Raw genomic sequence first — 13,772 nt, 5'->3', positions numbered from 1 at the left:
GGACATGGAGGAGACGAAGGCCCGCTGGGAGCGGCTGGACGAGTTGGCTGCGTCGGGCGACACGGGCGAAGCAGCGGCCGTCTTGAGCCTAGATGGAACGTGGCGGTTCGCCACCGATCCGGAGAACAAGGGGGTGGATCGCAAGTGGGAAGGCCCGGAGACGGACCGCAGCGTCTGGCAAGAGATCGGCGTACCCAGCCGGTTTGAGACCAGCGGGTTGCCGGGCATGAGCAACTACGACGGCTACGCGTGGTACGCCCGCGATTTCGAACTGCCGCCTGCGTGGAAGGGCAAGAAGATCGTCCTGCACATCGGCGCCGCCGACGATGAGGCGTGGGTGTACCTGAACGGGGAGTTGATCGGCGATCATCTGGAGAAGGACTATCCCGAAATCTGGTGGGAAGCCTCTTTCGAGTTCGACATCACCGAGCGCATCAGGTGGAACGGGCCGAACCACCTGGTCGTGCGGCTTTATGACTCGCACCTTGAGGGCGGGATATGGAAATCGGTCTTCATCCGCGCCGAAAAACCGGAAGGTCCACAGGAGGGTCCGGGCCTGGTTGAGATCAAGAGCACCGTCGATCCGAACGTGACGGATAAAAAAAACAGCCATAGGTCCGGACGATAGAAAGGACAGTCCAAAGCCGTCCGGCGTAACTCCACCCTGGTCGGTCGCCCTGACCGCCCGGAGGGCGCCGGTGCGGATGGAACTGTCGCTGCTGGGCTACGGCAACGATCCAGCCTCCACCACGGACAACAGCAAACTCAGTGAGGATCAGGTTCGTTGGCTCGACGAGCGCCGCGTCGGACAACTCGCCATCGCCAGCCTGCAAGTGGACGACCATGAACTGGTGATCCGCGACCACTATCCGGGGTTCATCCGGGTGTTCTCCTACGGCTGGGACGGCTATACGTACAGCTTTCACTCCATCGATGAGGCGGTCAACCGGCGAGCGAGGGACGGGCAGCGGGTGCGGGTCAGCGGCCGGTCGTACTGCGCCCTCTACGGCCGTTTCGACAGTTGGATGAAGTACGAATACGAGCTGCGTCTCGACGACGACGGCGTCGGCTGCGAGACGCTGACGCTGATTCCCGAGCAGGACACCGACTTCTCTCCCCATCGCAACGGACGGCCCAACAACTACAGCGGCATAGGGTCCAGCCTCAGCGGGCTGAGCTTTGCCGCACGAGTCACGCGACCTGTGTTCGCCACCGCTCTGGTCGCGCCGTTCGCGGACATCGAACCGAAGGAGTTTGCCGTCAGCGATTCGAACAGGAACCCAATCTACGAGGGGCCGGTGGATGGCGCCGGCGCACTGGCCGGGTACAATCCTGACGATCAGATGTTCTTCGGCCTGCTCGCCGACGGGCGAGATTCGGATGCAGCCGGCAAGCTGGTCCGCGAACAAGACGGCAACCGGAACAGCGTGCATTTCGAGATAATGCGGCCGATCGCGTCCGCGTGGTCCGCGGGCAGCCGCAATACGTTCCGCCGGTGGTTCACAGCCGGACGGGCGCGTGATCTGGAGGCCGCCATCCGACGAATCGAACGGGCAAGAAAGAAGGTCCACGACGCTGCCGCCCCACAAGAGCAAACGAGCAGCCGGTAGAGTCCATCGTCCTGACATGCCGGACCGGACGGCGCGGTCAGTGAGACCAAAGAGGATCATGCCGAAGGCGGCGGCTCCGCAGGCGGAGGCGTTGAGAAGCGTTGCGGCGGACGGTATGATGACAGCCGTCAAATGGAGACGGCGTCGTGATGCCAAGTATTGTCCAATTGAATCGCAAATCCCGCCTGCGGGTGGCTGGGTTGATGTCGGGCACCTCGGTGGACGGGGTGGACGCCGCCGTCGTCGATATCGACGCCAAGGGCGTGACGGTCCTGGCCTTCGATACGTTTGCCTATCCCAAAGCGGTCCGCGCGGAAATATTTCGGTTGTTTGATCCGGAGACCTCGCGGGTCGATGCCATCTGCCGGCTGAACTTCGTGATCGGCGAGATCTTTGCCGAGGCCCTGGTGAAGCTCTGCCGCAAGTGCGACGTTTCTATCGAGTCGATCGATCTGGTCGGTTCGCACGGCCAGACGATTTACCACGACCCGGCTGGTCAGCCGTTTCGCGGCCGCCGGGTCCGCTCGACGCTCCAGATCGGCGAGCCGTCGGTGATCGCCGAGCGCACCGGCACCACCGTAGTCGCCGATTTCCGTCCGCGCGACATCGCGGCCGGCGGGCAGGGCGCGCCGCTGGTGCCGTACGCCGACTACGCGCTGTTCGCCGACCGCAAGATCACCCGCTGCGTGCAGAACATCGGCGGAATCGCCAACCTGACGTTTCTGCCGGCTGGTGGTTCCCCGGAAGACGTGATCGCCTTCGACACCGGGCCGGGCAACATGATTATCGACCGAATTGTTCATCTGTTGACCGACGGCCGGACCCGCTTCGACGCGGGCGGACGCCTCGCCGCCCGCGGGCGGGTCGATCGGACGCTGTTGGCGGAGCTGATGGGCCATCCGTACTTTCGCCGCCGCCCGCCCAAGACCACCGGGCGCGAGGCCTTCGGCGTCCAGTTTGCTGATGAGCTTTGGCGGCGGCACTCGGGCTTGGACCGGCACGATCTGCTGGCGACGGTCACCGCCCTGACCGCCCGCAGCATTGCCGAGGCCTACCGGCGGTTCCTGCCGCGTCAGCCCGACCAGGTGATCCTCTGCGGCGGCGGCGCCCGCAACGGGACGCTGGTCGGCATGGTGGGCGACGAACTGGCGCCGGCGCGGGTGGTGACCACCGGCGATTTTGGCATCGACATCGACGCGAAGGAGGCGGTCTCGTTCGCGATCCTCGCCCGCGAGGCAATCCGCAGCCGGCCCAACAACGTGCCGTCGGCCACCGGCGCCAGGCATTCGACGGTGCTGGGCAAGATCGTGCCCGGCTGATGCGTCATCGAACCAGGAGGAACCGCATGGACATGGAGAAGGTCAAGGAGTACTTCAAGAAGGACCATTTCGCGGCGAGCAATGGCATGGAACTGGTCGAGGTCTCGCCGGGCAAGGCGACGGCGCGGATGACGGTCGGCGAGAATCACCTCAACGCGGTGGGCACCATTCAGGGCGGAGCGATCTTCACGCTGGCCGACCTGGCGTTCGCCGCGGCCTGCAACTCGCACGGCACGGTCGCGGTCGCCATCAACGTGAGCATCTCGTTCGTCAAGGCGGTCAACGCCGGCGTGTTGACCGCGGAGGCCCGTGAGCTGTCGTGTAACCCGCGGCTGGGAACCTACACCGCTGAGGTGCGCGACGAGAAGGGCGATCTGGTGGCGGTGTTTCAGGGATTGGCGTATAGAAAGAAGGATTCGTTGGCGCTGCCGTAGCGATACGCTTGGCAGCCTGTTTGTCCGGCGGCATTCCTCATAAAAGCGAGCATCCATGCAGGATCGATCGAAACTGACGACCGAACGGCGCAACCCTCGCAGCCGGGATATCGACCGGCGTTCGACGCTGGAGATCGTGGACCTGATCAACGCGGAGGACGCCAAGGTGGCAACGGCCGTGGCCAAACAGCGACGACAGATCGCCGCGGCGGTCGATCTGATCGTCGAACGCTTCAAACGTGGCGGCCGGTTGTTCTACGTTGGGGCCGGCACCAGCGGACGGCTGGGCGTGCTGGACGCGTCCGAATGCCCGCCAACGTTCGGAACCGATCCGAAGATGGTGCAAGGGATCATCGCGGGCGGGCGAAGGGCCCTGGTCCGTGCGGCTGAAGGGGCTGAGGACCGGCCCGAAGACGGAGCTGCCGCGGTGGACAAGAAAAAGATCAGGGCTGCTGATACGCTGGTGGGCATCGCCGCCTGCGGACTGACGCCGTACGTGCGCGGGGCGATGGACCGGGCCCGCCAACTCGGGGCCGCCACGGTGTTTGTCACCTGCGCGCCGGAGATTCGCAAGCAGGTCAAGGTCGACGTGGTGATCAGCCCGAAAGTCGGGCCGGAGATCGTCACCGGCTCGACCCGCATGAAGGCCGGCACGGCGACCAAACTCGTTTTGAACACGTTGACCACCACCGCGATGATCAAGCTGGGCAAGGTCTACGGCAACCTGATGGTCGATCTGCGGGCCACCAACGAAAAGCTTCGCGAGCGATCGGAGCGGATTGTCATGACGTTAACCGGCCTGTCGCGTCCGGAGGCCCGCACGCTGATCGACCGGGCGGAAGGCCGGGTCAAAGCGGCGCTGGTGATGCACGGCCGGAACGTCGGCCTGGACGAGGCCCGGCGCATCCTCGACGAATCCGACGGGTCGCTGCGGAAAGCGTTGGCTGATCGGCGGTTGTGACAATTCGGCTGAAGGGGCGGCCCGCCCTTTGCCGATTCATACTCTTTGACAGCCAACGGCTGCCCACGGAATCATGGACGAAAGCGCATTCGCACAGAACATTGCCGGAGCCTTGGGATGGGTCGATATCTGCGTCCTGGCCCTGGCGATTGTCCTGCTGTTCTGTATCGCCTACTTCAGCGGCCGCAGGGAAGCGGACACGCAGGACTTCTTTCTCGGCCGGCGCAGCGTTCCGGCGGTGGTGGCGTGCCTGTCGTTCGTGGCCACCGAGGTCAGCGCGGTGACGGTCATCGGGGTTCCCGCGGTGGGCTACGGGGAAAACTGGAACTACCTGCAGATGTTCGTCGGATCGGCGGTGGCCCGGATCGTGATCGCCTTCCTGTTCATTCCCGTGTTCTACCGGCATGACTGCACGACGATTTACGAGTTCCTGAAACATCGATTTGGGACGGCGACGCAGTACACCGGTTCGGCGTTCTTCTTCATCACGAGGCTGCTGGCGTCCGCGGTCAGGCTCTACGCGGCGTGTCTGGGCGTTTCGGTCATCATGGGATGGACACTGGCCCAGACGCTCCTGTTGTTCAGCCTGGTGAGCATCCTGTTCATCGCCTTCGGCGGGATCAAAGCCGTCGTCTGGACGGGGGCGTTCGAAGCGATCATCTTCTGCATTGCGGGATGCGCAGTGGGAGGATACCTCCTGTACGAGATCAGCGGCGGCCTGGGGGAGGTCTGGCGGGTCGCCGGTGAGGCCGGTCGGCTCAGTCTGTTCGATTTCCGGCTGGATCTGGGGGAGTCGGGCACCTTCTGGGCGATGGCCTTGAACGGTTTCTTCGTCGGACTCTGCGTCTTTGGGACGGACCAGGAAATGATGCAGCGGCTGCTGACGGTCAAGACTCGCCGATCGAGTCAAAAGGCGCTGATCTCGACGATCGCTGCCGCTCTTCCCGTCACGTGCATCTATCTGGCCGTAGGGACGCTGCTGTTCGTGTTCTACCAGCAGCGGCCGGAACTGCCGCTGCCGGAGAATTCCGACAGGATCCTCTCCCACTTTGTCGTCCATTCGCTGCCGGTCGGCTTGAAGGGTCTGATCCTGGCCGCGGTGGTCCTGGCGAGCGTCGATTCGCCATTGAGTTCGCTGTCCGCCTCGTTCGTGACCGATATCTACCGGCCTCTGACCGGACGAGGCAGGTCGGAGAGGCACTACATGTGGGTGTCGCGGCTGGGAGTGGTGGGCTTCGGACTGTTGCTCGCGGTGCTGGCCTATGCGTGTCGGCACTTCGAGGGGGTCTTGTGGTTCGCGTTCAAGATCTTCGGCGTGACGGGAGGAAGTCTGCTTGGAGTGTTCCTGTTGGGGATTCTGACGAAGGGGCGTGGAAACCGCGGTAATCCTCCAGCCATGATCTTCAGCGCCCTGGTGATGGGAACGCTGCTCATCCTCTCGGAAACGGATCGGCTGGCGATCGGCTGGACGTGGCTCATCGTCATGGGGACGGCCCTGACGTTCATTCTGGCCTGGCTCCTTGGTCCCGCGTGGAGCAAAGACCGGCCGCACTCGGTCGAGCGGCACGCACGCCATGCGGAGCATGTTGCCCCTGATGCAGAAAGAGCCCTCGACCGCAGTTCTTGAAGTCCATGACGGACAACCGTAACCGATCCGCAATCGCGGCACGGCGAGCCGACCGGTTTTTCGCGGTTGCAGCCGCTTGGTCGCGGTTATACACTTACTGATGCCGAAGACGGATGCGGGCCCGCGAAACGCGGACCGATCGTGCGACGGTCGATCGAATCTTCGGCGGGTGTTACGGAGAACGCTGCGCGACGTGAGCGATACGAAAGAGAATACCGAGGGCACGATGGAGATCGTGAACCGCACGGAGCTGTCGTCTTCGCGACTCGAAGGCATGTTCCTTCGGGCGACCGCCGGATGGGCGTCCGGCCGCCTGAAGGTCGTGGTGCGATACTCCCGCGGCGCGGTCTACTCCGGCACCTTCGCCTCCAACCCGCCGCGGATCTACATCAACCTCGGCCGGCGCAACCGCTATCCCTTCCGGATCGACACCTCCATCGCCCGGGCCAAGACGGTGGGCCTCTCGTGGTGGAAGCCGACCTATCACGTCAAGGCCGTCAACGCCTACCAGCTCGCTTTGTTCGTCTTCCTTCACGAGTTCTATCACTACCTGATCCACCGGGCCCGGCGCAACTCGCACCGCAAGGAGGCGATGTGCGACCGCTTCGCCGTACGCTACCTGGTGGACCACTGCCGCCTGGCGGTTCACGACTCGTCGGGGCGCGAGGTGCCGCGGTCGGTGTGGCTGTTCCAGGATCTCGATGAGTTCGTCAGCAACAGCCGAACGGTGGCGACGACGTCCCGGTCGGCCCTCCGCCCCGGCCGCAAACGCGGCAAGACCGAGCGCTAAACGGCACGCGCAGACCCGCCGCTCCGACGGACACTTCTCGGGAATCCCACCTTTTCCGAGTGCTCCGCGCGTTCCGCGTCCTTCTCCGTAGGAAGTCGAGGGACGAGCGACGCCGACTTACTTGATCGCGACTTCGCGGCGGTTCTGGGCCGACTCGTAGATGCCGTCCAGCATCGTCTGAACCATCAAGCCGTCCTCGCCGGGCGCCTCGCACGGGCAAACGCCCCGGATGCAGTCGACAAAGTGCTTCATCTTGTAGGCAAACCCGTCGGTCTCGCCCACGTACGCCGGCTGCATGTTCATCATGTACCCGGCCTCGTCGCTGAACAGCATCGGCGGGCTGTAGGTCCCGCCGCCCTCGGTCCCCATGATCTGGACGTTGAACTCGTCCTTCTCGATGTGGGCGGCGAAGCTCGACTCAATCACCAGGGCGCTGCCGTCCTCGAACCGGACCAGCCCCACCGCCAGATCCTCGACGTTGTAGGTCTTGTAGTCCCAGCCGGGCCACTGGCACATCGTGTCGGATTTCTTGTTGCCCAGATAGGTGAAGCACGCCCCGCTCGCGGAGATCGGCTTGGGCGAGCCGATGATGTAGTGGGCCATCTCCAGAATGTGGACGCCGATGTCGATCATCGGTCCGCCGCCCTGGAGTTCCTTCTGACCAAACACGCCCCAGTTCGGAATACCGCGGCGCCGGAGGGCCTGGCACCGGACGTAGAGCACCTTGCCGAACTTGCCGGAGAGGTTGGCCCGGCGCAGCATCTGAGCGGTCGAGGTGAACCGCCACTGGAACGCGATCTGCAGCATCTTCTTGTGCTTCTTGGCCGCGGCGATCATTTCCCGGCCTTCCTTGGCGTTCATGGCCAAAGGCTTTTCGCACAGCACGTGCTTGCCCGCCTTGAGGGCGGCGACGGTCGGCTCGTAGTGGAGCTTGTTGGGCGTGCAGACGCTGATGGCGTCCAGGTCATCCATCTTGACCACCTCGCGCCAGTCCGTCGAGACCTTGCCCACCTGGTACTCCCGCTGGACGCGGTCGAGGGCGGCCTGGCTGGGGTCCGCCGCCGCCGCCACCTCGACGTTTTCCATCTTCTTGAGGTGGCTGATCTGATAGGAACCGATCCCGCCCGTTCCGATGAATCCGATCCGAACCGTGTTGTTGGAACCCTTGGCCATCTGCGCTTCTCCTTGATCTGGCTTCTGCCGACTTCCGCGGTATTGTACCGGTTTCCCGCCTCGATTCAACAAATCTAATTCTAGCCGTTTCGCTCCGGAAGAACGTCGTTTTCACGTGGGGAAATCGCCGGTTTCCGCCCTCCGGCCTCGGCGGGCCGGCGGCAGCCGCTTGACAGCGGCCGGTTGCGACACTATGATCTCCGGAATAAACCGGCCCCCTCCTCCGGTTTCCCAGCGGCTTTGTCGAGGAAAACGAACATGACCGGTACGTGGCTGGTGCTTGGGACGGTCGTCCTGCTGGTCGCGATCGGATTGATCGAAGGACTGCTTCACCGGCGCAACCTGCGCCGAATCCCCATTCGCATCCACGTCAACGGGACCCGCGGAAAATCCAGCGTGGCCCGGCTGATCGCAGCCGGGTTGCGGGAAGGCGGCATCCGCACCTGCGCCAAGACCACCGGCACGCTGCCGCGGATGATCCTGCCCGACGGCTTCGAGTATCCGATCTTCCGGCCCGCCCGGGCCAACGTGATCGAGCAGGTCCGCATCCTCGATCGGGCGGCCGACTCCGGGGTCGAGGCGCTGGTCATCGAGTGCATGGCCCTGCTGCCGCGACTCCAGTGGATCAGCGAGTCGCGGCTGGTCCGTAGCACGCACGGGGTCATCACCAACGCCCGGGCCGACCACCTCGACGTGATGGGGCCGACCGAGCGCGACGTGGCGTTGGCTCTGGCCGGCTCGACCCCCCTCGGCGGCACCCTCTTCACCGCTGAGCAGCGCCACCGCGAGATCTTCGAGCACACCGCCGAAGACCGGGGCTCGCGGCTGGTTTGCGTAAATGAAAAGGACTTCGCAGCGGTCACCGACGAGGAACTCGCCGGGTTTTCCTACGTCGAGCACCGCGAGAACATCGCGTTGGCCCTGCGAGTCTGCCAGGAACTCGGCGTCGAGCGCCAGACCGCCCTTCGCGGCATGTGGGCGGCCACCCCGGACCCCGGTGTGATGAAGGTCTACCAGGTCGAGTTCTTCGGCCGGCGGATCATCTTCATCAACGGCTTCGCCGCCAACGACCCGGAGTCCACCGAGCGGATCTGGAACATCGCCCTGGAGCATTTTCCGCAGGTCGACCGGCGGGTCGCCCTGTTCAACTGCCGGGCGGACCGGCCGGACCGCTCGTGGCAACTCGGCGAGGTCTGCCCGTCGTGGCGGCCGGCCGACAACTACGTTCTGATGGGCACTGGCACCTTCATCTTCGCCCGGGCGGCGGCCGCCGGCGGGTTGGACCTGATGAAAATCACCTTCGTCGAAAACCAGGAAGTCCACCGGATCTTCGAGACCCTCGTCGGGCTCGGAGGCAAGTCCATGCTCGTGATGGGCATGGGGAACATCGGCGGCCAGGGCCTGGAAATGGTGCAATACTTCCAAAATCGCAGCATGATGCAGGAGGCGATATGATCGATATGCTGCCTCTCTCGATCGGGATCGGGCTGGCCGTCGGCCTGATCTTTTCCGAGGTGTTCGGGCTGGCTCCGGGCGGCATGGTCGTGCCCGGCTACATCGCCCTGTACCTGACCCGTCCGCTGGACGTCGGAGTCACGCTGGTGGCGGCGCTGGCCACCTTCGCGATCGTCCACGCGTTGGCGTCGGTGGTCATCATCTACGGCAAGCGCCGCACCGTGTTGATGATCCTGGTCGGCTACCTGATCGGGGCGATCCTGCGGGAGATACTGGCCGGCCACACCTCGCTGGCGCCCGAAGACCAGTTCACCGTCATCGGATTCATTATTCCCGGCCTGATCGCGATCTGGATCGACCGCCAGGGCATCCTGCAGACCTTCAGCGCCCTGGTGACCGCTTCGGTGGTGGTCCGCCTGATCCTGGTGATCTTCGTCGGAGCGGAGCTGCAGCGATGAGGAAAGTCTACTGGCGTCCCCAAGGCATCTCCGAAAGCGTCCTGCTGTTGCTGGCTGTAATTTCCCTCGTGTCCCTGCTGACCGTCGAGTTCTTCCAGGCCGAGGCCCGCCAGCCGGCCTACCAGGCGAAGATGACCGCGTCGCTGCTGGCCCTCGAGGCGTTCCAGACGGTCAAGGAGGAGCGGCTCCGTCGCGACCCGGACCTGGTCCTCGAAGCCGACCCGGCTGAGAGCGGCCTGATCGGACAGCTCATCAGCCCGGTCACCAGCAACACCGGCAAGCTGGAGGCCAAGCAGACCTCCATCAACCCCAACTTCGCCGCCGTCTTCGTCCACCTGCTCTATCGGGCGGGCGTCGAGGAAGGCGACGTGGTCGCGATGGGACCGTCCGGCTCGTTCCCCGCCCTCAACATCTGCGCCTACGCCGCCCTCAAGGCCATGGGCGCCCGGCCCATCATCATTTCGAGCATCTCGGCGTCGCAGTGGGGGGCCAACGATCCGGAATTCCTCTGGATCGACATGGAAAAGGTCCTCTACGAGCGGGGCATTTTCCCCTTCCGCTCCCTCGCCGCCTCGATCGGCGGCATCGAGGACAAGGGGCTCGGCATGCCGCTTGAGGGCCGCCGGCTGATCAGCGAGCGAATCCAGGAGTCCGGCGTGCCGCTGCTCAAGCCCAAGAACTACGAGGACAGCATCGAAAAGCGAATGAATCTCTACCGCGAAGCCGCCGGCGAACTCCCCATCAAGTGCTACATCAGCATCGGCGGCGGCACCGTCTCGGTCGGCACCAAGGTCGGCAAGACCCTCTTTCACTCCGGCTTGAACTACCGCCTGCCGCCCGGCGCCGTCGCCATCGACTCGGTCATGGCCCGCTTCAGCAGCGAAGGGCTGCCCGTCATCCACATGGTCAACATCGACCGGCTCGCCACCGAATACGGTTTTCCCCTTCAGCCGACCAGCGTTCCCTCGGTCGGCGTCGGGACCGTCTTTGTCCGGCGGCAGTACAATCCGTACCTGGCCGGCGGGAGCCTGGCGTTGATCTTCTTCGCCCTCTACGCGTTCATCCGCTCGGAGTGGGGCCACCTGATCATCCACAGCCTGCCGCGGCGAAAGGCCGGCGGACACATCGAGCCGAGCATCTGACGGCCGCGGACTTCAGGGCGAGGGTGTCTCCGCCGCCGGCGGCGATTGGTCCGCGTACCGCTTCCAAAGCCGCAGCAGTTCCGCCCTGCTTTCAGGGGTGTTCCAGGTGAACCCGCCCGAGACGCCCCAGGCGTTGTGGTTGATCCCGAGTCGGGCGAAGCGCTCGAGGGTGTGACCCAGCCACAGGACGCCGGATCGCGGTGAGGTCTGGCCGGCGTATCCGACCACGCCGTATTCGCCGCAGTCGAAGGTCAGATCCTTTCCGATCATTAGCCGCATCACGGGCAGGCTGAGCTGATCGCATTTCCAGCGATCCCAGTACTGCCAGTCGGGGCTCGCGCTGCGCCAGCTCGGAGTCTCCCACGCAATCGCGGGCATGAAGCTCGGATAGAACACCGCGGGCATCGACGGGTCGCCCGGCTCGACGCACCGCTGATGCGTGAACATGTGCGGCCAATAGTCGTGGTAGCCGACGATGATGTTCTCGTCGCCCAGATCCCGCCAGAACTCCAGGCCGACGGAGTTGGCCATGTTAACGCACTCGACGAGAAACGGCGTCTCGCCCGCCAGCGGCCGAAGCGCGGCGATGGCCTTTCGCATGAACGGCACGAAGGGCTCGACCGACTCGCGCTCGTAGAAGATGTGCGGCTCGTTCATCAGGTCGTACCAGCCGATCACGTCGTCGAACGGCTTGCACCACGAGATGATCATGGACCATCGTCTGATGAACTCGGCCAGGAGGGCGGGATCCTTGAATCCCTTTTCGTTCGAGAGGTCGTTGGGCTGCCACAGGCCGTGCATATCGATGCCGACGGTCAGGCCGCCGGCTTCGCGGGCCCGCCGCAGATGACCCTGGACCATCTCCTTCATCCTGTCCGGATTGTCGGCCTCCCACGGCATGTCGGCACCACAGGCGAGACGGATCGTCCTGCAGCCGAGCGACTTGAGTTCCTTGTAGAGGTTATCGTCCATCAGAACGTCATGCACGTTGATGCCGCAGGTGTGGGCGTACCGCCGATCGGGCAGCTCGTAGCTGAAGCGATCGGCGTCGGGCACGAAGGCGAATCCGCCGGCGGCGGTGCGGACCGGCGCGTCGAATCTCACCTTGAGCTTGCTCTGGGGCTGTTGAGACAGCCGCACGAGGTGCGGCACCGGCGCGATGCTCGGCGGTCCGGAGAGGCCCTCAAAGATCTGTTCGACGTTCCGCCCGCGCTGAATCTGGACGCACTGGACCGGCGGGTTGGCAAGCAGCGCCCGATAGAAGTCGAGAGTCTCGCCGTCGACGGATTTGTCCCTGCCGAACCGAACCAGTCCAACGGTCGCGGGTTTCTCGAATTCGAGAACGAGTTCGCCGTTGGACCATCGGACGACGGCTTGGGCGTCGAAGAGGAACACGTATCGCGTGGTAGCGGAGATCAGGTCGGCCCGTTGTCTGGTCTTGAGTTCGCTCGCCGGATCGCCGTCGAACGCCAGGCCGGACGTTGAGACGGTCAGCCGGTTGGTCTTCATCTTTATGACGGTCATCGGCGTGAGGACCGAGTAGATCACGTCCATGGTTTCGCCGCGGTAGATGCTGGTGGTCCAGGAGCTTTCGAGATCGACCTTTCCACCGACGGCCATCAGCCGGATGACGGCCTGGTCGTCGTAGGCCATCCGCCAAGGCGTCGGCTCGCTGTACTCCTTGGCTCCGCCGGACCCGACCAGCCGCCAGTCCTTGACCCAGGTGAAGATATCGGTTCCCAGTTCCGGCCGAACGATCCCGCCGACGGCTTCGTTTACAGCGGCTTCAAGACCGTCCAGCATCTTCGCCAGATCGTCGCTCAATTGCTCCATGTCGGTCTGTCGGTTCTGGGCTACGGCGAGCTTGAGCTTCTCGACGCCTTCGCCGACCGCGCCGGTCGTCTCGTTCAGGCCGGACGCTTTGGTCAGGCGTACCGCCCGCAAGAGGTCATCGGCGCGGGCACAGAGATCGGCGGCGACGCTGCGCCGGTCCATCCAAGCCTCGACTTCGGGCAGGTCCTTGATCGCTTGCCCGAAGTCCGTCGTGTATATCTGCCTGGCCTCGTCCAGCTTCGCCTCGATGACCGGACTTCGCAGCCCCCACGGCGCCGGGTATTGCATGACCATCCAGTATCCTTCGAGTCGCGGATACTCGCGCTGGCCGGTGTCGGTGAGGACCAGCTTCGTCACCACTTGCGACGGAGCCGACACGTCCTCCATCTTCTTGACGACCAGGCGGCAGAATTCGCTGGTCGCATAGAAGTAGGCTGAGACGTCGATTGAGCTTCCGGCCGGGCAATCCCGCGGCCAGGTGATCTGGAGGTGTGAACCGTCGGCCGTTCCCGCATAGATCGCGACCCGCGCCGGGCGGTCTTCGAGCGACCAGAGCGTGCAATGCAATTGGTAGCGGCCGACGGGAAACGTTCTCTTCAAGTCGAAGTCGTAATTGCCGAATTGCCCCATCTCAGCGGGCAGTTGAACGCCCTTGACGCCTTCCTGGCCGGGAATCTCCACCACCGGCGCGTCGCCCGACATGCACGTCGCGACCGGATCAAACGTGTAGGTCGGCTGCGACGTCTGGCCGACGGCGAGGCCGCAGAAAAGAATAATAACAGAGAGAACAAATCCAAGCAGCACGGCGGACAGCTTCATGAAGACTCTCCTTGCAAGGGAAATCTAGTTTGACTGCCGAAGCACTTGATACGGCCGGTGGTCGTGCGCAGGAAATGCGCCGCATCACGACAGGACCGCCGACGGATCGTGAAGGAACCGGATATTCTCGCTCTCTACCATCCAGTCAAGC

12 protein-coding genes are annotated in these 13,772 nt (G+C 64.2%); 10 read left to right on the top strand and 2 right to left on the bottom strand.

The annotated features are described in order from the left end of the window. From GXY33_13605 to GXY33_13575, 7 genes are all read left to right on the top strand, one after another. On the top strand, window positions 1-628 hold a 628-nt coding region (locus GXY33_13605; GenBank protein NLX06169.1), incomplete at its 5' end, for a hypothetical protein. Window positions 629-698: 70 nt separating this feature from the next. After that, the gene (locus GXY33_13600) at window positions 699-1,610 is read left to right on the top strand and encodes a hypothetical protein (protein NLX06168.1); all 912 of its coding nucleotides are present in this window, start codon (window positions 699-701) and stop codon (window positions 1,608-1,610) included. A 149-nt stretch (window positions 1,611-1,759) separates the two neighbouring features. Beyond that, window positions 1,760-2,929 carry an anhydro-N-acetylmuramic acid kinase gene (locus tag GXY33_13595; protein NLX06167.1) on the top strand — a complete coding sequence of 390 codons (1,170 nt, stop codon included), beginning with the start codon at window positions 1,760-1,762 and terminating at the stop codon, window positions 2,927-2,929. A 32-nt stretch (window positions 2,930-2,961) separates the two neighbouring features. Then, on the top strand, window positions 2,962-3,363 hold the full coding sequence (locus GXY33_13590) for a hotdog fold thioesterase (protein ID NLX06166.1): 402 nt from the start codon (window positions 2,962-2,964) through the stop codon (window positions 3,361-3,363). A 55-nt stretch (window positions 3,364-3,418) separates the two neighbouring features. After that, window positions 3,419-4,324 (top strand): N-acetylmuramic acid 6-phosphate etherase, encoded by a 906-nt coding sequence (gene murQ / locus GXY33_13585; GenBank protein ID NLX06165.1) that lies wholly within the window; start codon window positions 3,419-3,421, stop codon window positions 4,322-4,324. Between the two features lie 73 nt (window positions 4,325-4,397). Then, window positions 4,398-5,951 carry a sodium/solute symporter gene (locus GXY33_13580; protein ID NLX06164.1) on the top strand — a complete coding sequence of 518 codons (1,554 nt, stop codon included), beginning with the start codon at window positions 4,398-4,400 and terminating at the stop codon, window positions 5,949-5,951. 193 nt (window positions 5,952-6,144) lie between these two features. Beyond that, entirely contained in the window at window positions 6,145-6,741 is a 597-nt protein-coding gene (locus GXY33_13575; protein ID NLX06163.1) for a hypothetical protein, read from the top strand. Between the two features lie 117 nt (window positions 6,742-6,858). Here GXY33_13575 and GXY33_13570 read toward each other — a convergent pair whose 3' ends face one another. Beyond that, complete coding sequence (locus GXY33_13570; protein ID NLX06162.1) at window positions 6,859-7,914, bottom strand: Gfo/Idh/MocA family oxidoreductase; 1,056 nt, start codon at window positions 7,912-7,914, stop codon at window positions 6,859-6,861. Window positions 7,915-8,172: 258 nt separating this feature from the next. Between GXY33_13570 and pgsB the strand changes: the two genes are divergently transcribed. The 3 genes from pgsB to pgsW are packed head-to-tail and all read left to right on the top strand — an operon-like array spanning window position 8,173 to window position 10,969. Then, window positions 8,173-9,369, top strand: a complete 1,197-nt coding sequence (gene pgsB, locus GXY33_13565; protein NLX06161.1) for a poly-gamma-glutamate synthase PgsB — start codon at window positions 8,173-8,175, stop codon at window positions 9,367-9,369. Further along, entirely contained in the window at window positions 9,366-9,827 is a 462-nt protein-coding gene (pgsC, locus tag GXY33_13560) for a poly-gamma-glutamate biosynthesis protein PgsC (GenBank protein ID NLX06160.1), read from the top strand. Before pgsB ends, pgsC begins: the two co-directional genes overlap by 4 nt. After that, window positions 9,824-10,969 (top strand): poly-gamma-glutamate system protein, encoded by a 1,146-nt coding sequence (pgsW, locus tag GXY33_13555; GenBank protein NLX06159.1) that lies wholly within the window; start codon window positions 9,824-9,826, stop codon window positions 10,967-10,969. The genes pgsC and pgsW overlap by 4 nt, the downstream gene beginning before the upstream one ends. Window positions 10,970-10,981: 12 nt before the next feature. On the opposite strand, the gene GXY33_13550 is transcribed toward pgsW, so the two are convergent. Further along, the gene (locus tag GXY33_13550; GenBank protein NLX06158.1) at window positions 10,982-13,621 is read right to left on the bottom strand and encodes a glycoside hydrolase family 5 protein; all 2,640 of its coding nucleotides are present in this window, start codon (window positions 13,619-13,621) and stop codon (window positions 10,982-10,984) included. Between the last annotated feature and the right edge of the window lie 151 nt (window positions 13,622-13,772).

This window comes from Phycisphaerae bacterium, from assembly GCA_012729815.1.
Lineage (GTDB): Bacteria > Planctomycetota > Phycisphaerae > JAAYCJ01 > JAAYCJ01 > JAAYCJ01.
The sequence above is the reverse complement of the archived record's forward strand: the minus strand, read 5'-3'. Positions and strand labels throughout refer to the sequence as shown.